Genomic DNA, 21106 nt, shown 5'->3' on the forward strand with positions numbered 1-21106 from the left:
GCCGCGGCCGGCGCGGGCGCTGCCGCCGGCGTGGCCGCGACCGGCGCCGGTGCGGCGGCCGGCGCGCCCGAGGGCACCGCCTCCCCGGCCTCCACCAGCACCGCGATCACGTCATTCACCTTCACGCCCTGCGTGCCGTCCGGCACCAGGATCTTGCCGAGGATGCCCTCGTCCACGGCTTCCACTTCCATGGTCGCCTTGTCGGTCTCGATCTCGGCGATCACGTCGCCGGCCTTCACGCGATCGCCTTCCTTCTTCAGCCAGCGCGCGAGGTTGCCCTCCGTCATGGTGGGGGAGAGCGCGGGCATCAGGATGTTGGTTGCCATCGGTTCAGCCCCTCACTTGTAGGTCACGCGCTTGCACGCATCGACCACCTGTTCGAGGCGCGGCAGCGCGAGCTTTTCCAGGTTGGCCGCATAGGGCATCGGGATATCGAGCCCATGCACGCGCACCGGCGGCGCATCGAGGTGGTCGAAGCAGACCTCCATCATCTGCATCGCGACCTCGGCGCCGATGCCGGCGAAGGGCCAGCCTTCCTCCAGCGTCACCAGGCGGTTGGTCTTGCGGACGGAATTCGCGATGGTCTCGGTGTCCAGCGGGCGCAGCGAGCGCAGGTTGATGACCTCCGCGCTGATGCCGTGTTCCGCCAGCTTCTCCGCCGCCTGCATCGCCATGCCGACCATGATCGAGAAGGCCACGATGGTCACGTCGGTGCCGGCGCGCTCGATCTTCGCCTTGCCGATCGGCAGGATGAAGTTCTCGTCCGTTGGGCAGTCGAAGGACTGGCCATACAGGATTTCGTTTTCCAGGAAGATGACCGGGTTCGGATCGCGGATGGCCGCGCGCAGCAGCCCCTTCGCATCGGCCGCCGACCAGGGCGCGACCACCTTCAACCCCGGGCAATGCGCGTACCACGACGCGTAGCACTGCGAATGCTGCGCCGCCACGCGCGACGCCGCGCCATTGGCGCCACGGAACACGATCGGGCAGCCCAGCTGCCCACCCGACATGTACAGCGTCTTGGCAGCCGAATTGATGATCTGGTCGATCGCCTGCATCGAGAAGTTGAAGGTCATGAACTCGACGATCGGCTTCAGGCCGGTGAAGGCGGCACCCACCGCCATGCCGGTGAAGCCGTGCTCGGTGATGGGCATGTCCATCACGCGCTTGGGGCCGAATTCATCCAGCAGCCCCTGGCTGATCTTGTACGCGCCCTGGTACTGGCCGACCTCCTCGCCGATCAGGAAGACGTCCTTGTCGGCGCGCATCTCGGCGGCCATGGCGTCGCGCAGCGCCTCGCGCACCGTGATGGACTTCACCGGCCCCCAGTCGCGCTCAGGCTGCACCTCGGGGGTGCGCGGCGCGGCGGGCACGGTGGCATCGTGGCGTTGCGCGGTGCCGGCATCGGCGATCATCTTCTCGTTCTCGCGCTCGTTCTTGTTGGTGATGCCGTGCATGGTCTGCGCGGCCGCGCCGCCCGCACCGCCATCGAGTTCGGCGATCGGGCTGTTCACCTGCACGCCCTCGGTGCCCTCGGGCACGACGATCGACGTGATGGTGCCCTCGTCGACCGCTTCCACTTCCATCGTGGCCTTGTCGGTCTCGATCTCGGCGATGACGTCGCCGGACTTCACCTTGTCGCCTTCCTTCTTGAGCCAGCGCGCCAGCTTGCCCTCGGTCATGGTCGGCGAGAGCGCCGGCATCAGGATCACGGCACCCATGTCACTTCGTCTCCAGCAGGATGTCGGTCCAGAGCTCGCTCTCCGGCGGTTCCGGCGATTGCTGCGCGAAGTCGGCGCTGTCCTGCACGATCGCCTTCACCTCGTCGTCGATCACCTTCAGCTCGGCCTCGGTCACCGCGAACTGGTCGACCAGCAGCTTGCGCGCGGTCTCGATGCAGTCGGACTGCTCGCGCATCTTCTGCACTTCCTCGCGCGTGCGGTACTTGGCGGGGTCCGACATGGAATGGCCGCGGTAGCGGTAGGTCTTCATCTCCAGCAGATACGGCCCCTTGCCGGCGCGGCAGTGGGCGACGGCACGCTCGGCCGCCTCGCGCACCGCGATCACGTCCATGCCGTTCACCTGCTCGCCCGGGATGCCCCAGGCGGCGCCGTTCTGCGACAGGTCGCGCGAGGCGGAGGCACGCTCGACACTCGTGCCCATGCCGTACTTGTTGTTCTCGATCACGAAGATGCAGGGCAGCTTGAACAGCGCGGCCAGGTTCAGGCTTTCGAAGACCTGGCCCTGGTTCGACGCACCCTCGCCGAAATAGGTGACGGCGACATGGTCGTCGCCGCGATACCAGTTCGAGAAGGCGAGGCCCGCACCCAGCGACACCTGCGCGCCGACGATGCCATGCCCGCCGTAGAAGCCCTTCTCGCGCGAGAACATGTGCATGCTCCCGCCCTTGCCCTTGGAATAGCCGCCGATGCGCCCGGTCAGTTCCGCCATCACGCCGCGCGCCTCCATGCCGGTCGCGAGCATGTGCCCGTGGTCGCGATAGGATGTGATGACCTGGTCGCCGGGCTTCAGCGCCATCTGCATGCCGACCACGACCGCTTCCTGCCCGATATACAGGTGGCAGAAGCCCCCGATCAGCCCCATGCCGTACAGCTGGCCCGCCTTCTCCTCGAAGCGGCGGATCAGCAGCATGTCGCGATAGGCCTTGAGCATGTCCGCCCGCCTGATCGCAGGTTCCTTTCCGCGCCCGCGGCGCTTGGGGCTGGTCTCGGCGGCCTGGGCCATGGCGTTCACTCCCTCGGATCGGCGCTCACGGATACGGCCGGCCCCTTTGCCGGACGTACCTGCGCGCAGGGTTGGCGTGGCGGCTGCGCGCGGAACTAACAGAGGCGAATTAGGCGCCGAATGCCGCGCTGCGCAAGCGCCATCCGCAAAAAATCGTTCTTTCGCAATGCAATAAGACGCTTAACCGAAATTCAGTTAAGCATCTGAATCTGCGTGCCCGGCCGCGCGGTCAGCGCCCCGGCAACCCCTGCACCTGGCGCTCGCGCGGCGCCGTCACGCTGAAGCCGAAGCGGATCCGCCGCTCCTCCCCCGGCGCCAGCGTCAGCCGCCAGGCGACGATCCCCGGGCGATCCTCGACATCGCGCTGGGTCGGCGCCGGGTCGGCCTGCATCGCCACCACCAGCTCGGCATCGCCCGAGACCGGCACCTGGTCCTCGACCACCACCTCCATCGGGCGCGCGTGGAAGCTGCGCAGCAGCGTCACCGTCTCGAAGCTCTCGGTCGTGGTGCGCCCGGTCAGCAGGCTGCCTTCCTGCGCGCGGCGGCGCGCCTGGGGTTCGGCGGTGACGCGGATGCGATCGTCGGCGCCGAAGCCCAGCGCCGCTTCCTCACCGGGGCGCAGCAGCGGCAGCGCCGCGCGCCCGACGAACACGCCATCGAGGTAGAGCGAGGCCGCCCCCGGCAGCGTCGGCGCCGGCGCGGCATGGGCAAATCGCGCGGTCAGGAACGCGCGCGCCGCGCGCCGCGGCACCACCAGCGCCGACAGGCTCGCCTCCGCCGGCAGGTCGGCGATGCGCACACGCCGGTCGGACCCGTCGGCGCCGATGCCCGCGCGCCCGGGGATGCGGTATTCCACCGCGAAGCCCGTCGCCTGGATGGCGGCGCTGACCACCTCCGCCTCGCGTGGTGGGGGCGCCGGCGCGGCGGCCGGCGCGGCGCGGCTCATGGCCGCTTCCGGGCGGTCGCGCGGCGCCTGTTCGCGCAACCGCGCGGGATCGAACAGCGCGATCCGCCAGGGCGCGAGCCGCGGCGGCGCGCTGGCCTCGGTGGGCCGCGCGGTGGACAGCGTCAGCGCGACATCGGCCCAGTCCTCGCCGGTGGATTGCGAGACGATCGCCTCCTGCCGCAACGTCACGCGCGCCGCCTCGCTGTCGAGCCGCAGTTCATAGACCGGCACCCAGCGCGCGCCGCGCACCTGGTAGCTCACCTCGATCTCGATGCGCGTCGCCGCCTCGGCGCGCAGCGCCACCGCGATCTCGAGCGTGCCGGGCGGCGGGCCACCGAGCGCCGCGATCTCCGCGCGGATCGCATCGCGCCGCTGCTCGATCGGGCGGCGGTCGGCCTGCAGCAGGCGGGTCGCCTCGGCGGCCTGCTCGGTGCCCTCGCGCACCGCCTCCCAGGCGGCGCGCCAGGCGGCGGGATCGGCGGCGAGGCGCGGCGCCGGTTCGTTCGACACCGCCGGCTGGCGCTGCGCGGCGACGAAGCCGCCGGCGAGCCGTTCGACCAGGCGCAATTGCGCCGCCTGTGCCGCGAGGCGCGCATCGGTCGCGGCGATGGCGGCCTCGGCCTCGGCCAGGCGCGCCTCCAGTGCGGCGCGGCGCACATCCACGGCGCCGCGGTCGAAGCGGGCCTGGCGCAGCTCGACACTGCCGATGGCGACCGCGGCGGCGGCCTGGGCGCGCGCCGTGACACTCTCGCGCAGCACCGCCCCGGGGATATTGGGCAGCACCAGGACGCTCTCGCCGGCCGGGATATCGGCGCTGCCACGCCGCGTCACCGTCGCGATGTCGGGATGCACGGTGACGGCGGCGGGCGGCGCCGCGACCTCGATGCGCGAGGGCTGCGCGAGGGCGGGCATGGCGGCCAGGAACAGGGCGGCGATCAGCAGGCGCGGCATGGCGACCTCCGGCGAAGGGCCGCCAGCATCCGCCCTGGCCTGGCGCCGCGCAACCGCGCCGGCGCGCGGCACGTGCCGCGCGTCACAGCGCGCCGAGCGTCAATACAGGCGGCGATCCTGCGGATAGGGCACCACGATCTCGTCGCGCCCGGCCATGTTCAGCAGCGCGCGGGCACGTTCATCCAGCTGGTCGCGGTCGAGCCGGTCGCCGCGCAGCCCGGTGACGCGGCGTTCGATGGCATCGCGATCGGCCTCGGCCCGCGCCAGTTCGGCGCGCGCCGCCGCGATGTCGGCCACGCGGTGCTCGCGCGCGATCAGGCCGCGTTCGCCATGCATGGCGTGCCACACGAAATAGCCCGAGACCGCCAGGAACAGGACCGGCAGCGCCAGGGCATTGAAGATGCGCTTGATGAACCGCAACAGGGGCATCCAGGACGAGACGACACGTGATTCTAGGCGTGCGGGCGACTCGGTGTCACCCGCTTCGTCCAGGAAATCGCGCGCGGGGAGCAGATTTTTTGCCCCCCGCGACATCAGGGACTCACTTGTCCTCGGCGATGGCGCGAAGCTGAACGGAACGTCAGCGCCGCAGCACCCCGCGCCCGGCGTAGCGCGCCGCCGAACCGAGCCCCTGCTCGATGCGGATCAGCTGGTTGTACTTGGCGAGGCGATCCGAGCGCGACAGCGACCCGGTCTTGATCTGCCCGCAATTCGTCGCCACCGCCAGGTCGGCGATGGTGGCGTCCTCGCTCTCGCCCGAGCGGTGCGACATCACGGCGCGATAGGCGGCACGATGGGCGGTCTCGACCGCCTCCAGCGTCTCGGTCAGCGTGCCGATCTGGTTGACCTTGACCAGGATGGCATTGGCGGTGCCGCGCTCGATGCCCAGGCGCAGGCGCTCGGGGTTGGTCACGAACAGGTCGTCGCCGACCAGCTGGACCTTGTCGCCGATCCGGTCGGTCAGCGCCTTCCAGCCGGCCCAGTCATCCTCGCTCATGCCGTCCTCGATGGACACGATCGGCCACTTCGCGCACAGCGCGGCCAGGTAGTCGACCATGCCGCCGGCATCCAGCGTCTTGCCCTCGCCATCCAGCTTGTAGGCGCCGTCGTGGAAGAATTCGGTCGCGGCGCAATCCAGCGCGAAGACCACGTCCTCTCCCACCCGGTGGCCCGCCGCCTCGCAGGCCTTGGCAATGAAGCCCAGTGCCTCGTCGGCCGAGCCGATGTTCGGCGCGAAGCCGCCCTCGTCGCCCACGTTCGTGGAATGGCCGGCATCGTGCAGCGCCTTCTTGAGCGCCATGAACACTTCCGATCCCACGCGCACCGCATCGGCGATGGTGCCGGCGCCGACCGGCATGATCATGAATTCCTGGATGTCGATCGGGTTGTCGGCGTGCTTGCCGCCATTGATGATGTTCATCATCGGCACCGGCAGGGTGCGGGCAAACACGCCACCGACATACCGGTACAGCGGCACGTCCAGGTTCACCGCCGCCGCCTTGGCCACCGCCAGGCTCACGGCCAGCATGGCGTTGGCGCCGAGCCGCGCCTTGTTGGGCGTACCGTCGAGTTCGATCATCACCTCGTCGATGCGGACCTGGTCCTCGGCATCCATGCCGGAGATGGCGTCGAAGATCTCGCCCTCGACATTGCCGACCGCCTTCAGCACGCCCTTGCCGCCGTAGCGCTTCTTGTCGCCGTCGCGCAGCTCGACCGCCTCATGCGCGCCGGTGGAGGCCCCCGAGGGCACGATGGCATGGCCGCGCGCGCCGGTGTCGAGCACCACCTCGGCCTCGATGGTCGGGTTGCCGCGGGAATCGAGGACCTCGCGGGCGATGATGTCGGCGATGGCGGACATGCGGGAACTCCAGGGGCTGCGTTGCGAGGGTGGCTACACGAGCCCGCGGCAACGCGAAAGGCCGGGGGCCGGCAAGCCCGCCCTCAGCGCGCCTGCGCCAGCACCGACTGGAACCGCGCCAGCGCCGCCTGCAGCGCCGCCACCCCGGCCGGGTCGCCCGCGCCGGCCGCGGCATGGGCGGGGGGCAGCGCACCCAGCAGGCGCACCACCTCGGCCGCGGGCAGGTCGAAGCCATCGGCCGCCAGCGCCGCCTGCACGCGGTTCCACAGCGCCAGGCGCTGGGCCGGGTCCATCCGCTGCCCGGTCGCGAGCAGGCCGCGCTGCGCCTCCCGCCAGGCCTCGTGGCGCGCAGCCAGCACGCCGCGCAGGCCGCTGCGCGCGTCATCGCCGACCACCGCCTGCAGCAGCGCCACCCCGGCCATGATCGCGCCCTGGCGCGCGGCGGCCAGCGTCGCGGCATCGGCGCCCGCCGGCACCGGCGCGGCCAGCGCGCGGAAGCCATCCAGGCCGCGGCGGCGCGCAGCCTCCGATGGCCAGCGGCCGGGCACCGCGCGCAGGCCGCCCAGCGCGGCTTCGAAGCGCGCCAGCGCGGCGGCCGCCTCGGCATCACCGCCCGCGCCGGCGCCGCCGGCCAGGACAGCAAGGCGCTGCGCCGCGATCACCACCAGGTCCATCCCGGGGTCGAGCACCGCCCCCACCACGGGGGTCGCCGGCGCCGGCAGCGCGCGCGTCACGCTGGCGGCGGCGGCGAAGCGCAGCGAGGCGGCCTGCTCCACTTCGACCCGTTCGCGCGCGGCAAGGTGGTCGATCATCTGCCCGATCGCACGGTCGGCGGCGATGGCGAGCCTGGCGTGGTCGGCCGCCGGGCCCTGCGGCGCGGGCGGCGCCATGGCGCAACCCAGCACCGGCAGCAGGGCGAGCACGGCAAGTAGGCCTCGGCGCATGGGGGGGGACTCCGGTTCGGGCGGGCGAGACTAATGCCAGCGGCCGAAATCCTCGACCGCTGGCGCGCTTCCTGGGCCGCCTTCGAATGCCGCGCGGGACGCTTCGGCGTCGCGGCACGCGCCAGGCGCTCGTGCCCTCGGCAGGGGCGCCTTGCCCGCGCGGATGGCGAACCCGCCGCGCATCACGCGGGAAAGCTGGTCCAGCGCGCGCCGAGCGACACGGCGCCGATCTCGATCCGCGCCCAGGTGCCGGCGTCGGGGTCACCCTGCATGTCGATCGACGCGCCGGCGGCGAAGCGCCGCATCAGCGCATCTCCCAGCCGAAACGGCGCCGGGTCCGCTGGCTGCGCGAAATCGAGCGGATGCGCCACCAGCGCGCCGCGCAGCCCGGGCGGCAGGGCGCGGTCGGCCAGCGCCCAGGCGCGCGCATCGGTCCAGCGCGCGCCGGGTTCGCGCGGATGGATCACGGCGCACCAGGCCTGGTTCGCCGGCCCTTGGTGGAAGCTGAAGGCCTGCGCGTCGGCTTCCCAGTCCGGCCAGTGGCGGATCAGGGGCGCGCCGGGCTCGGGCGGCAGCGTCACCGCGTAGAAATACGCGAGGTGGAAGCGCGCACGCTGTCGGATGGCGGCGTCGGGATGCGCCGCGAGGTCGCGCAGCACGGGCTCCATGCCCGGGACGACGCCACGCGCTTCGGTCGCGGTCTCGATGGCGAGCGCGCCATGGCTGCCGCGGATCATGCGGCGCACCGCGTCGGGGGCGTGGTCGCAGATCTCGTGCAGGTGGAAGTCGATGCCGTTGAAGGGCATGCCGTCCGGCTCGGGGCCGGCGCGGCGTTCCAGGATGTCCATCATCCAGTCGGCCGGGTCGAAGGGCAGGTCCTCGCGCGCATACTGCCAGTCGGACCAGAAGGGGCCGGCGATGCCCGGGCGCGCGATCTCCTTCTGCGTGACCAGCGCGAAGATCGCGGCGACGTCGATCGCGCGGCCCTCCTGTCCGCTCAGGCGCCGCGCGGCGCAGGCGCGCAGGTAAGCGGACGGATGGTCGAGCAGCGCGACCAGGCGCGCGACATCGGCAGCGTCGTCGGCATCGAAGGGGCGGACCAGCACGGCGATGCCCTCGGCCCGGGCCGGGTCCAGGCCGGGCGGCGGCGCGTCGCGCAGCGCATCGAGCCAGCCCAGCAGCGGCCCGCGCATCGGCTCGTCCAGGTTGTGGAAGCGCAGGCTGTCGAGGAAGGCGCCGATCACATCCGGGTGGCGGGCCTGGGCGGCGTTAATCACGCCGAGCAGCCAGGCGAGGCGCCCGGCGGGGTCGTGCGGCAGGGTCTGCCCGGCATTGCGCGCCTGGATCACGCTGCTGGCCTCGGCCCAGAACACCGCCATCGCCAGGCGTTCCGCGGCGCGGGCGCGGATGGTGGGATCGGCATGGTCGAGCCACGCTGCGACGGCCGGCAGGAAGGCGTCCCAGGCCGCGCCGCGCATCTCGTGCAGCGGCGCGCGGGCGAGCGTCTCGAAAGCCGCAGGGTCGTCCATGGGCGGGTCGGATAGAGGCGCACCGGGCGTCCGGCAAGCGGCGCGCGTCAGCCGCGGCGGCGCGCCTGGCGCAGGTCGCGCTGCAGGTCGATGCGCAGGCCCTGCCGGTCGCAGGGCACGAGCAGGCTCGGGGGCAGGCCGCTCGCGACCGGCATCCGGGCGGTGCGCGGCCGCGAATGACCGGCAAGGCGGACATCGACCCCGGCCGCCCCACGGTTGCGGACCACCACGCCCCACTCACCGGCCTGCGCGGTCACGGGTTCGCCGGGTTCGTCGCGTAGCAGGCGCACCAGGTCGCCGGGCTCATAGACCGGCACCGCCGTTCCATCGGCCAGATACGTGATGCGCATGAAGTCCCCCGGGCGATGCGCCGGATGCTGCGGCAGGGGGGGTGAAGGAAGGCTTGCGCGGGGCTGGATCAGCCGCCATCGCCAGGCCGGCGCGCCGCCCAGAACAGCCAGGCGATCCAGCCGAAGGCGGCCAGGAACAGCGCATGGGCGCCGAGCACCACGACCAGCGTTTCCGGATGCCAGCCTGACAGGCGCAGCGCGGTGACGCCCGCCGGCACCGACCACCACAGCACCAGCGCCATGACCGCGAGGATCAGCACCGCGGGCACCGGGCGGCGCGGTGCCGGCGGCAGGCCGGGCGGGCGGGTCATGGGCGCCGCACCGGGCGGACCCTATTCGCCGCCATCGCCGCCATCGCCATCGCTGTGGCGCCCGCCGCTGTCGCCGCCACTCACGTCGTCTGCGCCGGCACCGGGAAAGGGGCCGAAGGCATAGGCCGCTGCCAGGGCCGCGCCGAACACCGACAGGCCCGCCGCCACACCGCCGCCGAAGCGGATCCAGAGCAGGCCGCCGATCATGCCGGCGCCGCAGGCCAGCATCAGCATCACGCGCGCGGTGGGGAGATCACGCAGGGTCACCCGGGCAGGCTTGCCCGGCCTGGCGCGCGACGCAATGAAACCCTGCGCGGGGGCCGCGATGCGTGGCGCGCCGTGCAGGTGCCGCGACGCCGCCTGGCCGCCGGTCACGCGCCGGCCGGGTCGCGCTCCGCCTTCGCGAGAGCGTCGAAGGCCTTGAGCCGCGCGATCAGCGCCGGCATCTGCCGCAGCGGGATCATGTTCGGCCCGTCCGAGGGCGCGTGGTCGGGGTCAGGGTGGGTTTCGATGAAGACCGCGGCGACACCGACGGCCACGGCGGCGCGGGCCAGCACCGGGGCGAATTCGCGCTGGCCGCCGGAGGACGTCCCCTGCCCGCCCGGCTGCTGCACGGCGTGGGTGGCGTCCATCACCACCGGATAGCCCGTGGCCGCCATGATGGGCAGGGAGCGCATGTCGGCGACCAGCGTGTTGTAGCCGAAGGAGGCACCGCGTTCGCACAGCAGGATGTTGTGGTTGCCGGTGCTGGCGATCTTGGCGGCCACGTTCTGCATGTCCCACGGCGCGAGGAACTGGCCCTTCTTCACGTTGATGGCGCGCCCGGTTTCCCCGGCCGCGACCAGAAGGTCGGTCTGGCGGGAGAGGAAGGCGGGGATCTGCAGGATGTCCACCGCCTCGGCCGCCGGGGCGCATTGGTCGGGGGCGTGGATGTCGGTGAGGGTGGGCAGGCCGGTGGTGGCGCGGACCTGCGCGAGGATGTCGAGGCCCTCGGCCATGCCGATGCCGCGGGCGGCGGAGACCGAGGTGCGGTTCGCCTTGTCGTAGGACGACTTGTAGACGAGGGGCACGCCGGCGGCGGTGGCGATCTCCTTCAGGGCCGCGGCCATTTCCAGCGCATGGGCGCGGGATTCGATCTGGCAGGGGCCACAGAGGAAGACCAACGGCAGGTCGTTGCCGAAGGTGACGGGGCCGGCGGGGACGTGGCGCATGGACAACTCCGGGACGGCGCGGCGATGCGCGCCTGGATGCGTTTCAGTGCGCCCACCGCGGCGCGGCCCGCGCGGCGCGACGCATCACACCAGGCGCGCCTGCTTCACCGCCGCCCCCACGAATCCTGCAAACAGCGGATGCGGCTCGAACGGCTTGGACTTCAGCTCCGGGTGGTACTGCACGCCGATGAACCACGGGTGGTCAGGGTATTCCACGATCTCGGGCAGCACGCCGTCGGGCGACATGCCGGAGAAGCGCAGCCCCGCCGCCTCCAGCCGGTCCTTGTAGGCCACGTTCACCTCGTAGCGGTGGCGGTGGCGTTCCTCGATGACAGGCGCGCCGGCATAGACCTCCCGCACCAGGGAGCCTTCGGCCAGCGCGGCCGGGTAGGCGCCCAGGCGCATGGTGCCGCCCAGGTCCCCGGCGGCGGCGCGCTTCTCGACCTCGTTGCCGCGCAGCCATTCGGTCAGCAGGCCGACCACGGGCTCCGGGCAGGCGCCGAATTCGGTGCTGGACGCGCCCTTGATGTGCAGCAGGTTCCGCGCCGCCTCGATCACCGCCATCTGCATGCCGAAGCAGATGCCGAAGAAGGGGATGCGGCGTTCGCGGGCGAATTTCACCGCCTCGATCTTGCCCTCGGCGCCGCGTTCGCCGAAGCCGCCGGGCACCAGGATGCCGTTCACCTTCTCGAGCCGCGCGACGGCCGCGCTGTCATCCTCGAAGATCTGGCTGTCCACCCAGTCCAGGTTGACCCTGACGTTGTGCGCCATGCCGCCATGGGCCAGCGCCTCGCTCAGCGACTTATAGGCGTCGAGCAGGTTGGTGTACTTGCCCACCACGGCGATGGTCACCTCGCCCTCGGGCTGCTTCACCGCCTGCACGATGCGCGCCCAGCGCGTCATGTCGGGCTCGCCATAGGCCGACAGGCCGAAATGGCGCAGCACCTCCTGGTCGAGACCCTCGCGGTGATACATCAGCGGCACCTCGTAGATGGTGCGGGCATCGAGGGCGGGGATCACGCTTTCGGGGCGGACATTGCAGAAAAGCGCGATCTTGCGGCGCTCATTCTCCGGGATCGGCCGGTCGGACCGGCACAGCAGGATCTGCGGCTGGATGCCCAGGCCCAGCAGTTCCTTCACCGAATGCTGCGTCGGCTTGGTCTTCAATTCGCCGGCCGAGGCGATGTAGGGCACCAGCGTCAGGTGCATGAACAGGCTGCGCTGCGGCCCCAGTTCGTTCGCCAGCTGGCGCATGGCCTCCAGGAAGGGCAGCGATTCGATGTCGCCCACGGTGCCGCCGATCTCGACCAGCACGAAGTCGTAGGGGTCGGTCTCGGCCTGGATGACTTCCTTGATCTTGTCGGTGATGTGCGGGATCACCTGCACCGTCCCGCCCAGGTAGTCCCCGCGACGTTCGGCGGCGATCACGTCGGAATAGATCCGCCCGGTGGTCCAGTTGTCCGGCTTGCGCGCCGCGACACCGGTGAAGCGTTCATAATGGCCGAGGTCGAGGTCGGTCTCGGCCCCGTCATCGGTCACATAGACTTCGCCATGCTGGTAGGGCGACATCGTGCCGGGATCGTAGTTCAGGTAGGGGTCGAGCTTGCGCAGCCGCACCTTGTAGCCGCGCGCCTGCAGCAGCGCGCCGAGCGACGCCGAGGCGATGCCCTTGCCCAGGGAGGAGACCACGCCGCCGGTGATGAAGACGAACCGCGCCATGGGCGCTCTCCTTAGACCCGGGCGCGCGGATGCGCCACCCGCGCTGTCAGCGGGGCGGCCGCGCGGCGGCAAGTGGTTGCAAAGCGGCTACAGCATTTTCACGTCAGGCGGCTGCGCCTGACGACTCGGAAAACGCGCAAGAACAGAGAAGTAGAGCGTGTTCGGCGAAGGCAAGCGAGATCAGCTCGCTCTAGTTCGTGGGCACGGCCGGCAGCACGGGGGCGGCCGGCGCGCTGGCGGGGGGCGGCGAATCGAGGATCGAGCGGTTCTGCTGCGACGCCCCGCGGTTGAGCAGCGCCAAGGCCAGCGCGAGGACGAAGAAGGCGGTCCCCAGGATGGCGGTGCCGCGCGTCAGCAGGTTGGCGGTGCCCCGCCCGCCCATGAAGGACCCCATGCCCCCGGAGGACCCGATGCCCAGCCCGCCGCCCTCGCTGCGCTGGAGCAGCACCAGGCCGATCAGGGCAAGGGTGACGAACAGATGGATGACGAGCAGGACGGTGGTCATGGCGAGGGGTATCTAGCGAGGCGCGGGCGCCGCGGCTAGCCCGCCGCCGCCGCGATGGCCAGGAAATCCGCCGCGACCAGGCTCGCCCCGCCGACCAGCGCCCCATCCACATTCGGCAGCGCCAGGATGGCCTTGGCGTTCGACGGCTTCACCGACCCGCCATACAGGATCCGCAGCATCGCCCCCGGCCCCGGGAAGGCCGCCACCAGCCGCGCCCGGATCATCGCGTGCATGGCGGCGATGTCGGCCTCGGTCGGCGTGCGACCGGTGCCGATGGCCCAGACGGGTTCATAGGCCACCACCCCGCCGACGGCGCCGAAGCCCGGCGGCAGGGAGCCGGCGAGCTGGTCGGCCACCACCTCCTCCGCCCGGCCGAGCAGGCGGTCATCCTCGGGTTCACCGACGCAGACGATGGGGGTGAGGCCGGCGGCGATGGCGGCCTCGGCCTTCGCGCGCACGGTGGGGTCGGTCTCGCGGTAGCCGGCGCGCCGTTCGGAATGGCCCAGGATGACGAAGCGCGCCCCGGCATCGGCCAGCATCGGCGCCGCGATGTCCCCGGTATGGGCGCCCTTGGCCGCGGCATGGCAATCCTGCCCGCCCACGGCGACCGGCGTGCCGGCCAGCGCGGCGGCGAGGGCTGCGACCAGCGTGGCCGGCGGGCAGACCACCAGCTCCGGCCCGGAAGGCGCGCCTGCCGCAACGGCCCGCGCCAGCGCCAGCCCATCGGCCGCCAGCCCATGCATCTTCCAGTTGCCGGCGATCATCGGGCGGGTTCCGGGGGTCATGGGCGTGTCTCCTTCAGGCGCGCCGGAGTATCGGAAATGCGCCCCGCCTCCAAGCCGGGTGCCACGGCCCCTTCCGCCGCCCGCCGCCCGCTGGTAGGCACGCGCCATGCTTACCGCGCTGCGCCGCCTCGCCGGCACCTGGGTCGCCAAGATCCTCTTCGCCCTGCTCGTCCTGTCCTTCGCGGTCTGGGGGATCGAGGACGTGGTGCGAAACATCGGCCGCGACACCGCCGTCGCGCATGTCGGCGGCGACCCGATCGAACTGACCGAGGCGCAGGCGAATGCGCGGCGCGAGATGGCGCGCATCGCCCGCCAGATGGGCGCGCGCTTCGAACCCGACGACAACATCCGCCGCGCGGTGGCCGCGCAGGCGCTGGAGCAGCTGATCTCGGACCGCGCGCTGCGCACCGAAGCCCGGCGCCAGGGGATCGGCGCGCCGGCGGATGCGGTGCGCAATTCGGTCTTCGCCATCCCGGGGCTGCGGGGGGCGGATGGCACCTTCTCGCGCCCCATCTTCGACAGCTTCCTGCGCCAGAACGAGCTGAACGAGCAGCAGTTCCTGCAGGTGGTGGCGGGCGACCTGCTGCGCCAGCAGCTGGCCGGCGCGGTGCGCTCCGGCGCGCTTGGCCCCGATGCGATGTCCGCCCCGCTGCTGGCCTGGGCGATGGAACGCCGCTCGGCCGAGGTGGTCGCGGTCAATACCGCGGCGATGCCCGACCCCGAGCCGCCGACCGAGGCGCAGCTGCGCCGCTACCAGGAGAACAACCCGGCGCGCTTCTCCACGCCCGAATACCGCGAGGCGGCGATCGCGGTGCTGTCGCCCGAGGGTGTCGCGGCCGAGATCGAGGTCCCTGACGCCGACCTGGCGCAGGCCTATGAACAGCGCCGCGCGCAATACGACACGCCCGAGCGCCGCGCGCTGCGCCAGGCGGTGGTGCCGACCGAGGCCGCGGCGCGCGAGATCGCCACCGCCTGGCGCGGCGGCGCCGAATTCCCCGCCATCGAGGCGGCCGCCACCGCGGCCGATGGCAGCGCCGCCGACCTTGGCCTGCTGGATCGCGCCACGCTGCCGCTGGCGAATGTCGCGCAGGCGGCCTTTGCCGCGGCGGACGGCGCGGTGACCGACCCGGTGCAGTCGCCCTTCGGCTGGCATGTCATCAAGGTGGACCGGATCGAACCGGCGGCGATCCGCACGCTGGCCGATGTGCGCGACGAATTGCGCGCCGAGGTCGCGCGCGACCGCGCGCTGGACATGGCCTATGAGCGCGCCAACCGCGTCGAGGATGCGCTGGCCGGCGGCACGCCGCTGGCCGAGGTCGCGCAGCGTCTCGGCCTGGCGCTGGTCACCGCCACCATGGATTCCGCCGGCCGCGACCCCGCGAATGCCGTGGTCGCGCTGCCGGTGCCCGACGCGCAGCGCGCCGACCTGCTGCGCGCCGTCTTCGCCGCGCGCCAGGGCGATGCGCCGCGCATGACCGAGATGGGCGACGCCTTCGTCGCGGTCGAGCTGCGCGCGATCACGCCGCCCGCGCTGCGGCCCTTCGAGAGCATCGAGGGATCGCTGCAGGCCGCCTTCATCGCCGATGCCCGCCGGCGTGCCGCCGAGGAACGCGCCGCCGCGCTGCTGGCCGCGGTGCGCGGCGGCAAGCCCCTGCAGGAGGCGGCCGAGGAGGCCGGCCTGATCGTCCAGCGGGCCGGCCCCTTCGGCCGCACCCCGCAGCAGGCCAATACCCTGCCGCCGGAACTGCTGGCTCCGCTGTTCGAAGCCAGGCAGGGCGACGTGACCATGGCCGAGACGCGCACCGGCTTCGCCGTGGCGCGGCTGACCGAGATCATTCCCTTCAACCCGGCGACCGACCCGCTGGGCATGGGGCGCATCCGCACGGAGATCGAGCAGTCAATGCAGGATGAGCTCGAGGAGCAGTACGCCCAGGCGCTGCGCGGGCGCGCCGATGTGCGGATCAACCGCACCCTGCTGGACCAGGTGACCGGGCGATGAGCGGGACCGACGCCGCCGCGGTGCGCGCCGCGCTCGCGGCCGGGCGGCCGGGTATCCTGGTGCGCGAGCGGGTGGCCGACCTCGACACCCCGGTCGGCGCCTTCCTGAAGCTGACCGGCGGCGCGCAGGCGAACGCCTTCCTGCTGGAATCGATCGAGGGCGGTGCGGCACGCGGGCGCTATTCGGGCATCGGCATGGCGCCGGACCTGGTGTGGCGCTGCAAGGACGGCCGCGCCGAGATCAACCGCCATGCGCTGACCGCGCCCCACGCCTTCGAGCCCGAGCCCGGCCCGGCGCTGGACAGCCTGCGTCGGCTGATCGGCCAGGCCCGCATGGCGGTGCCGCCCGGCCTGCCGCCGATGGCCGCCGGGCTGTTCGGCTACCTCGGCTACGACATGGTGCGGCTGATCGAGAAGCTGCCGAGCACAAAGCCCGACGTGCTCGGCATTCCCGATGCGGTGCTGACGCGGCCGACCCTGATGGCTGTCTTCGACCATGTGCGGGACACGCTGACGCTGTGTGCCCCGGTCTGGCCGGGCGGCGAGCCGGATGCGCTGATCGAGGCGGCCGAGGCGCGGCTCGATGAGGCGGAGGCGGCGCTGGACCGCCCGGTACCGCGCGCGGCGCCGCCGGTGAACCTCCCGCGCCTCGCGCAGCCCGACAGCAACTTCACCGAGGCCGGCTACATCGCGGCGGTGGAGCGCGCCAAGGACTACATCCGCGCCGGGGATGCCTTCCAGATCGTGCCGGCGCAGCGATTCTCGGTGCCCTTCGCCTTGCCGCCGTTTGCGCTGTATCGCGCGCTGCGTCGGATCAATCCCGCGCCCTTCCTGGTCTTCGGGGATTTCGGCGGGTTCTCGGTGGTGGCCGCGAGCCCGGAAATCCTGGTGCGCTGCCGCGACAACACCGTGACCGTGCGCCCGCTGGCCGGCACGCGCCGCCGCGGCGCGACGCCGGAAGAAGACCGCGCGCTGGAGGTCGAATTGCTGGCCGACCCGAAGGAGCGCGCGGAGCACCTGATGCTGCTCGACCTCGGCCGCAACGATGTGGGGCGCGTCGCCGCCATCGGCACGGTGAAGGTGACGGCGCAGTTCCAGGTCGAACGCTATTCGCAGGTGATGCACATCGGGTCCGAGGTGCAGGGGCGGCTGCGCGAGGGGCTCGATGCGCTCGATGCCTATTGCGCCGGGTTCCCGGCCGGCACGCTGACCGGCGCGCCGAAGATCCGCGCGATGGAGATCATCGAGGAGCTGGAGCCCTCGCGGCGTGGGTTGTACGCTGGCGGCATCGGGTATTTCGGCGCCGATGGCGGCATGGACACCTGCATCGCGCTGCGCACCGCGCTGGTGAAGGATGGCGTGATGCATGTGCAGGCCGGCGCCGGCGTGGTGGCGGATTCCGACCCGAAGTCGGAATACGAGGAGACGCACCAGAAGGCCCGCGCGCTGTTCCGCGCGGCCGAGGAAGCGGTGCGCTTCGCCGCCGGCAAGCGCGAGCGCGGGAACGCCTGACCGCATGTCAGGCGCGGGCACGCCCGGTCCGGTGCCGCCCGCGAGCACGCCTGACGCGACTTCGCGCGTGGGGGCGCCGGGGGATGCACCGCCCGCGGCCGGACCGGATCCCGTGCCGCCAGCGGCAACGCCCGCCCCCGCGCCGCCAGCGGCGGCACCCACCCGCGCGCCGCCCGCGGCACCACCCGACCTCGCGCCGCTCCTCGCCCTCGCCGACGCCGCACGCGCCGATGGCCGCGCGACCGAGGCCGCCGCCGCGTTGCGCGCACTCTCCGCGCTGGTCCCGGGCGACCAGCGCGTGCGCGCCGCCCTCGCCCGCGCGCTGTTCCAGGCCGGCTTGTGGAACGAGGCCTGGGCAGCCTACGAGGTCCGCTTCGACCTGCTGCCCTCGGCCTTCCCGCGCGTCACGCGCCCGGGGCCGGACGGGCCGGTGCCGCTGCCGCCCTGGCGCGGCCAGGGCAGCCCCGAGGCCGTGCTGGTCATGGGTGAACAGGGCCTGGGCGACACCATCCAGTTCGCGCGCTACCTGCCGCTGCTGGTGGCGCGCGGGATGCGCGTGCATGCGGTGGTCGACCAGCGGCTGCATGCGTTGCTGGCGCCGGTGACCGGCGGTATCGACCTGCGGGCCAGCGGCGCGCCGGGGTCGGTCCCCGGCGTGCGGGCCTGGCTGCCGTTGATGGACCTGCCGCGCGCACTGGCGCTGTCGCCGCAGCAATACCAGGGGCGGGTGCCCTACCTGGCGGCGGATCCCGCCCGCCGCGCCAGGCTGCGCGCGCGCATCGGCGAGGGCGGGTTTCGCATCGGCATCGTCTGGCAGGGCAATCCGAACGCACCGGTCGATGCCAACCGATCCGTGCCGCTGGCGGCCTTCGCGGCGCTGGCGGCCATTCCCGGCGTGCGGCTGTTCGCGCTGCAGAAGGGGCCGGGCGAGGAGCAGGACGCCCCCTTCCCGCTTGACCGGCTGGGGCCGGAGCTGGATGGCGGGGCGGATTGGTTCCTCGACACCGCGGCGGCGATCAGCGCGCTCGACCTGGTCGTCAGCGTCGATACCGCGGTGCTGCACGTGGCCGGCGCGCTGGGGCGGCCGGCGCTGATGCTGATGCATGGCCGGCACGCGGATTGGCGCTGGCTGCACGCGCAGGACGTGCCGGTCTGGTACCCCTCGGTGCGGCTGGTGCGCTGCCCGGATGGCGGCGCCGATTGGCGCGGCGCGGTGGCGCGCGCGGCGTTCCTCGTGCGGACGGGGAACCTGCCGCCGCCGGCGTGACCTGACGGCACGCCAGCCAGGCCGCCAACCATTTGCGCTGCGGCGCGCCGCGACCTCAGGCGATGGCGCCGAGCGCCATGAACAGGCTCAGCACCACCCAGGCGGCCAGGAGCGCCAGCGCCGTGCCCAGCACGATCCGCGCAGCGGCCGCGCGGTGGTGGCGGCGCAGCAGCACGCCCACCCCCACCAGGATGGTCAGGATCGCCGGCAGCAGCCACGGCATGACGTCCAGCGCGATCATCATCGCGCGCTGGTCCTGACCACGGCATCCTCGCGTGCCGCGACATCGGGCAGCAGGCGCGCCCCCAGCCCCGGCCCTTCCATCGGCAGCACCCAGCCCTGCTCGACGCGCGGCAGCACCGTGACCAGGTCGCGGTACCAGGTGGCCAGCGTGGCGCGCACCACTTCCTGGAACATCGCGGTCGGTGCGTGCATCGCCAGATGGACCGAGGCGATCAGCGTGATCGGCCCGGTGCAGTCATGCGGCGCCACCGGGCGTGACCAGGCTTCGGCGAGGGCGGCGATCTTGCGCGCCTCGGTCAGCCCGCCGCACCAGGCGAGGTCGAGCATCACGATATCCGTGGCGCCGGCCACCAGCAGGTCGCGGAAGGCCACCTTGCCGCCGAGCGTCTCGCTCGCGCAGATCGGCGTGCGCACGGCGCGGCGCAGCTCGGCCAACGAGGCAACGTCGTCCATCTTGGCGATCGGGTCTTCCGCCCAGGTGATGTCGAAGTCTTCCAGCGCCTTGCAGATCTGGAAGGCGGCGGGCATCGACCACAGCGAATGCAGCTCGGCCATGATCTCCATGCGGTCGCCAACGGCGCGGCGGATTTTCGCGAAGGGCTCGATGCCCTTCTTCAAATCCGACAGCGTGATCGACACGCCCTGCGTCGCCGGCGCATAGATGTCGAAGGGCCAGATCTTCATGGCGTTGAAGCCCTCGGACAGCAGGCTTTCGGCCAGCGTCCCGGCGTCGCGCATGAAGGCCACCTGGTCATCGTAGGGGCCGCGGGCTTCGTCGCCCGCGCCGATGTCGCGCCGCGCGGCGGATTTCGTGTTGTAGTCGTAGCCGGCGCAGGTGTTGTAGCTGCGCACGCGGTCGCGCGCCTTGCCGCCGAGCGCCTCATGTACCGGGATGCCGTGGCGCTGGCCCATCAGGTCCCACAGCGCGATGTCGATGGCCGATGCCGCGCGGACCTCGGCCGACGATCCGCCGAAGCCGACATAGGGCGTGAGCAGCGCGCGCGAGACCGGCTCGATGTCGCGCGCATCGCGGCCGAGCAGCATCGGCGCGACGCTTTCGTGGATGACGGCTTCCACCGCCGCGGCGCCGCGGAAGGCTTCGCCGAGGCCGGTCAGGCCCTCGTCGGTCGTGACCTCGACCCAGATCAGGTTGGGGCGTTCGCCGATGCGGATGGTGCGGATGTTCGTGATACGGCTCATTCGGCGCGGATTCCCTGGCGGCGGACGACCTCGGCCCAGCGTGCGGCCTCGGCACGGACATGGGCGCCCATCTGCTCGGGCGACCCACCCAGCGGCGTCGCACCCAGTTCCATCATGCGGGCGCGCACGGCGGGGTTCTGCAGCGCCTGGGCGAAGGCGGCGTTGAGCGCGGCGATGGCGGCCGGCGGCGTGCGCGCCGGCGTCATGAAGCCGAACCAGGAATCAATCGCCATGCCTTGCACGCCCTGTTCCGCAAAGGTCGGCACGTCGGGCAGTTCGGGGATGCGCGTGTCGGACACCGCCGCCAGCGCGCGCACCGTACCGCTGCGGATATGCGGCAGGATCGAGGGCAGGTTGTCGAAGAACACATCGACGCGCCCCGCCACCAGGTCGGTGATGGCGGGGCCCGACCCGCGATAGGGCACATGCGTCATCTCGATGCCGGTGATCGACCGCAGCAGCTCCGGGCCCAGGTGGTTCGACGCGCCCACGCCCGAAGATGCGAAGGACAGCGGCTGGCGGCGCGCGAGTGCGAGGAATTCCTGCACATTCGCCGCCGGCAATTCGCGCCGCACCGTCATCACGTTGCGCACCGCCCCGGTCAGGATCACCGGCGCGAAATCGGCCAGCAGGTTGTAGCCGGGGTTCGCATACAGCGCCGGGTTGGCGCCGCAGGGGCCGAAGGCGCATTGGATCAGCGTGGAGCCATCCGCCGCCCCGCGCGCGGCTTCCGCCATGCCGATATTGCCGCCCGCGCCGCCGCGGTTCTCGACCACCGCGCCGCGCGGCAGGTGCGGGCCGGCGGCCTCGGCCAGCAGGCGCGCGACGATGTCCGACGTGCCGCCGGGGGTGAAGGGCACGATGATGCGGATCGGGCGGTCGGGCAGGTCGGCGGCGCGTGGCGCCAGCATCGGCGCCGCGGCAAGCAGCGCCGCGACGAGCAGCATGCGGATCATCGTCGGTTTCCTCCGGTCGAGGGCCGGAGCCTATCGCGGCGCCCCGTCGCGGGCGAGAGCCCGCGCAATGCCACGT

21 protein-coding genes are annotated in these 21106 nt (G+C 72.4%); 3 read left to right on the plus strand and 18 right to left on the minus strand.

Annotated features, from left to right (window positions below; translation table 11 throughout):
• From LQ222_RS18300 to tpiA, 15 genes are all read right to left on the minus strand, one after another.
• Positions 1-326: biotin/lipoyl-containing protein (locus tag LQ222_RS18300; protein ID WP_230168283.1), on the minus strand; the 326-nt coding region annotated here is incomplete at its 3' end.
• Between the two features lie 12 nt (positions 327-338).
• Positions 339-1721, minus strand: a complete 1383-nt coding sequence (locus tag LQ222_RS18305) for a pyruvate dehydrogenase complex E1 component subunit beta (protein ID WP_230168284.1) — start codon at positions 1719-1721, stop codon at positions 339-341.
• A gap of 1 nt (position 1722) precedes the next feature.
• Complete coding sequence (gene pdhA / locus LQ222_RS18310) at positions 1723-2673, minus strand: pyruvate dehydrogenase (acetyl-transferring) E1 component subunit alpha (protein WP_374202174.1); 951 nt, start codon at positions 2671-2673, stop codon at positions 1723-1725.
• 301 nt (positions 2674-2974) lie between these two features.
• A complete protein-coding gene (locus LQ222_RS18315) occupies positions 2975-4642 on the minus strand; it encodes a mucoidy inhibitor MuiA family protein (protein ID WP_230168286.1) in 1668 nt (555 codons plus the stop codon).
• 99 nt (positions 4643-4741) lie between these two features.
• Positions 4742-5071, minus strand: a complete 330-nt coding sequence (locus tag LQ222_RS18320) for a septum formation initiator family protein (RefSeq protein ID WP_374202175.1) — start codon at positions 5069-5071, stop codon at positions 4742-4744.
• A 151-nt stretch (positions 5072-5222) separates the two neighbouring features.
• On the minus strand, positions 5223-6500 hold the full coding sequence (gene eno, locus LQ222_RS18325) for a phosphopyruvate hydratase (RefSeq protein WP_230168288.1): 1278 nt from the start codon (positions 6498-6500) through the stop codon (positions 5223-5225).
• A gap of 83 nt (positions 6501-6583) precedes the next feature.
• A complete protein-coding gene (locus tag LQ222_RS18330) occupies positions 6584-7444 on the minus strand; it encodes a hypothetical protein (protein ID WP_230168289.1) in 861 nt (286 codons plus the stop codon).
• A 182-nt stretch (positions 7445-7626) separates the two neighbouring features.
• Positions 7627-8973 (minus strand): hypothetical protein, encoded by a 1347-nt coding sequence (locus LQ222_RS18335; protein WP_230168290.1) that lies wholly within the window; start codon positions 8971-8973, stop codon positions 7627-7629.
• Between the two features lie 47 nt (positions 8974-9020).
• Positions 9021-9323 carry a hypothetical protein gene (locus LQ222_RS18340; RefSeq protein WP_230168291.1) on the minus strand — a complete coding sequence of 101 codons (303 nt, stop codon included), beginning with the start codon at positions 9321-9323 and terminating at the stop codon, positions 9021-9023.
• Between the two features lie 68 nt (positions 9324-9391).
• Entirely contained in the window at positions 9392-9634 is a 243-nt protein-coding gene (locus tag LQ222_RS18345) for a hypothetical protein (RefSeq protein WP_230168292.1), read from the minus strand.
• Between the two features lie 21 nt (positions 9635-9655).
• Positions 9656-9901, minus strand: a complete 246-nt coding sequence (locus LQ222_RS18350) for a hypothetical protein (protein WP_230168293.1) — start codon at positions 9899-9901, stop codon at positions 9656-9658.
• 104 nt (positions 9902-10005) lie between these two features.
• A complete protein-coding gene (kdsA, locus tag LQ222_RS18355) occupies positions 10006-10845 on the minus strand; it encodes a 3-deoxy-8-phosphooctulonate synthase (RefSeq protein ID WP_230168294.1) in 840 nt (279 codons plus the stop codon).
• 84 nt (positions 10846-10929) lie between these two features.
• Positions 10930-12564: a CTP synthase gene (locus tag LQ222_RS18360; protein ID WP_230168295.1), complete on the minus strand. Its 1635-nt coding sequence runs from the start codon at positions 12562-12564 to the stop codon at positions 10930-10932.
• Between the two features lie 190 nt (positions 12565-12754).
• Positions 12755-13069: a preprotein translocase subunit SecG gene (secG, locus tag LQ222_RS18365; RefSeq protein ID WP_230168296.1), complete on the minus strand. Its 315-nt coding sequence runs from the start codon at positions 13067-13069 to the stop codon at positions 12755-12757.
• 35 nt (positions 13070-13104) lie between these two features.
• On the minus strand, positions 13105-13854 hold the full coding sequence (gene tpiA, locus LQ222_RS18370) for a triose-phosphate isomerase (protein WP_230168297.1): 750 nt from the start codon (positions 13852-13854) through the stop codon (positions 13105-13107).
• 106 nt (positions 13855-13960) lie between these two features.
• Here tpiA and LQ222_RS18375 point away from each other — a divergent pair, with 106 nt between their 5' ends.
• From LQ222_RS18375 to LQ222_RS18385, 3 genes are all read left to right on the plus strand, one after another.
• On the plus strand, positions 13961-15853 hold the full coding sequence (locus LQ222_RS18375; RefSeq protein ID WP_230168298.1) for a peptidylprolyl isomerase: 1893 nt from the start codon (positions 13961-13963) through the stop codon (positions 15851-15853).
• Positions 15850-17364, plus strand: a complete 1515-nt coding sequence (trpE, locus tag LQ222_RS18380; protein ID WP_230168299.1) for an anthranilate synthase component I — start codon at positions 15850-15852, stop codon at positions 17362-17364. Before LQ222_RS18375 ends, trpE begins: the two co-directional genes overlap by 4 nt.
• 112 nt (positions 17365-17476) lie before the next feature.
• Positions 17477-18631: a glycosyltransferase family 9 protein gene (locus LQ222_RS18385; protein WP_230168300.1), complete on the plus strand. Its 1155-nt coding sequence runs from the start codon at positions 17477-17479 to the stop codon at positions 18629-18631.
• 55 nt (positions 18632-18686) lie between these two features.
• Here the strand turns inward: LQ222_RS18385 and LQ222_RS18390 are convergent, their stop codons facing one another.
• The 3 genes from LQ222_RS18390 to LQ222_RS18400 are packed head-to-tail and all read right to left on the minus strand — an operon-like array spanning position 18687 to position 21030.
• Complete coding sequence (locus LQ222_RS18390) at positions 18687-18875, minus strand: hypothetical protein (RefSeq protein WP_230168301.1); 189 nt, start codon at positions 18873-18875, stop codon at positions 18687-18689.
• Positions 18872-20074: a mandelate racemase/muconate lactonizing enzyme family protein gene (locus LQ222_RS18395; protein ID WP_230168302.1), complete on the minus strand. Its 1203-nt coding sequence runs from the start codon at positions 20072-20074 to the stop codon at positions 18872-18874. The genes LQ222_RS18390 and LQ222_RS18395 overlap by 4 nt, the downstream gene beginning before the upstream one ends.
• Entirely contained in the window at positions 20071-21030 is a 960-nt protein-coding gene (locus LQ222_RS18400; RefSeq protein ID WP_230168303.1) for a tripartite tricarboxylate transporter substrate binding protein, read from the minus strand. Before LQ222_RS18400 ends, LQ222_RS18395 begins: the two co-directional genes overlap by 4 nt.
• Between the last annotated feature and the right edge of the window lie 76 nt (positions 21031-21106).

The sequence above is a fragment of the Roseomonas sp. CECT 9278 genome, from assembly GCF_918698155.1.
In the GTDB taxonomy this organism is placed as follows: domain Bacteria; phylum Pseudomonadota; class Alphaproteobacteria; order Acetobacterales; family Acetobacteraceae; genus Neoroseomonas.

Excerpts from the sequence above, each read along its gene's own strand:
- trpE (WP_230168299.1), top strand. The coding sequence starts at position 15,850 with ATGAGCGGGACCGACGCCGCCGCGGTGCGCGCCGCGCTCGCGGCCGGG.
- LQ222_RS18340 (WP_230168291.1), bottom strand. The coding sequence starts at position 9,323 with ATGCGCATCACGTATCTGGCCGATGGAACGGCGGTGCCGGTCTATGAG.
- LQ222_RS18335 (WP_230168290.1), bottom strand. The coding sequence starts at position 8,973 with ATGGACGACCCTGCGGCTTTCGAGACGCTCGCCCGCGCGCCGCTGCAC.
- LQ222_RS18375 (WP_230168298.1), top strand. The coding sequence starts at position 13,961 with ATGCTTACCGCGCTGCGCCGCCTCGCCGGCACCTGGGTCGCCAAGATC.
- pdhA (WP_374202174.1), bottom strand. The coding sequence starts at position 2,673 with ATGCTCAAGGCCTATCGCGACATGCTGCTGATCCGCCGCTTCGAGGAG.
- LQ222_RS18345 (WP_230168292.1), bottom strand. The coding sequence starts at position 9,634 with ATGACCCGCCCGCCCGGCCTGCCGCCGGCACCGCGCCGCCCGGTGCCC.
- kdsA (WP_230168294.1), bottom strand. The coding sequence starts at position 10,845 with ATGCGCCACGTCCCCGCCGGCCCCGTCACCTTCGGCAACGACCTGCCG.
- eno (WP_230168288.1), bottom strand. The coding sequence starts at position 6,500 with ATGTCCGCCATCGCCGACATCATCGCCCGCGAGGTCCTCGATTCCCGC.
- LQ222_RS18400 (WP_230168303.1), bottom strand. The coding sequence starts at position 21,030 with ATGATCCGCATGCTGCTCGTCGCGGCGCTGCTTGCCGCGGCGCCGATG.
- LQ222_RS18320 (WP_374202175.1), bottom strand. The coding sequence starts at position 5,071 with ATGCCCCTGTTGCGGTTCATCAAGCGCATCTTCAATGCCCTGGCGCTG.
- secG (WP_230168296.1), bottom strand. The coding sequence starts at position 13,069 with ATGACCACCGTCCTGCTCGTCATCCATCTGTTCGTCACCCTTGCCCTG.
- LQ222_RS18395 (WP_230168302.1), bottom strand. The coding sequence starts at position 20,074 with ATGAGCCGTATCACGAACATCCGCACCATCCGCATCGGCGAACGCCCC.
- LQ222_RS18305 (WP_230168284.1), bottom strand. The coding sequence starts at position 1,721 with ATGGGTGCCGTGATCCTGATGCCGGCGCTCTCGCCGACCATGACCGAG.
- LQ222_RS18390 (WP_230168301.1), bottom strand. The coding sequence starts at position 18,875 with ATGATGATCGCGCTGGACGTCATGCCGTGGCTGCTGCCGGCGATCCTG.
- LQ222_RS18315 (WP_230168286.1), bottom strand. The coding sequence starts at position 4,642 with ATGCCGCGCCTGCTGATCGCCGCCCTGTTCCTGGCCGCCATGCCCGCC.
- tpiA (WP_230168297.1), bottom strand. The coding sequence starts at position 13,854 with ATGACCCCCGGAACCCGCCCGATGATCGCCGGCAACTGGAAGATGCAT.
- LQ222_RS18360 (WP_230168295.1), bottom strand. The coding sequence starts at position 12,564 with ATGGCGCGGTTCGTCTTCATCACCGGCGGCGTGGTCTCCTCCCTGGGC.
- LQ222_RS18330 (WP_230168289.1), bottom strand. The coding sequence starts at position 7,444 with ATGCGCCGAGGCCTACTTGCCGTGCTCGCCCTGCTGCCGGTGCTGGGT.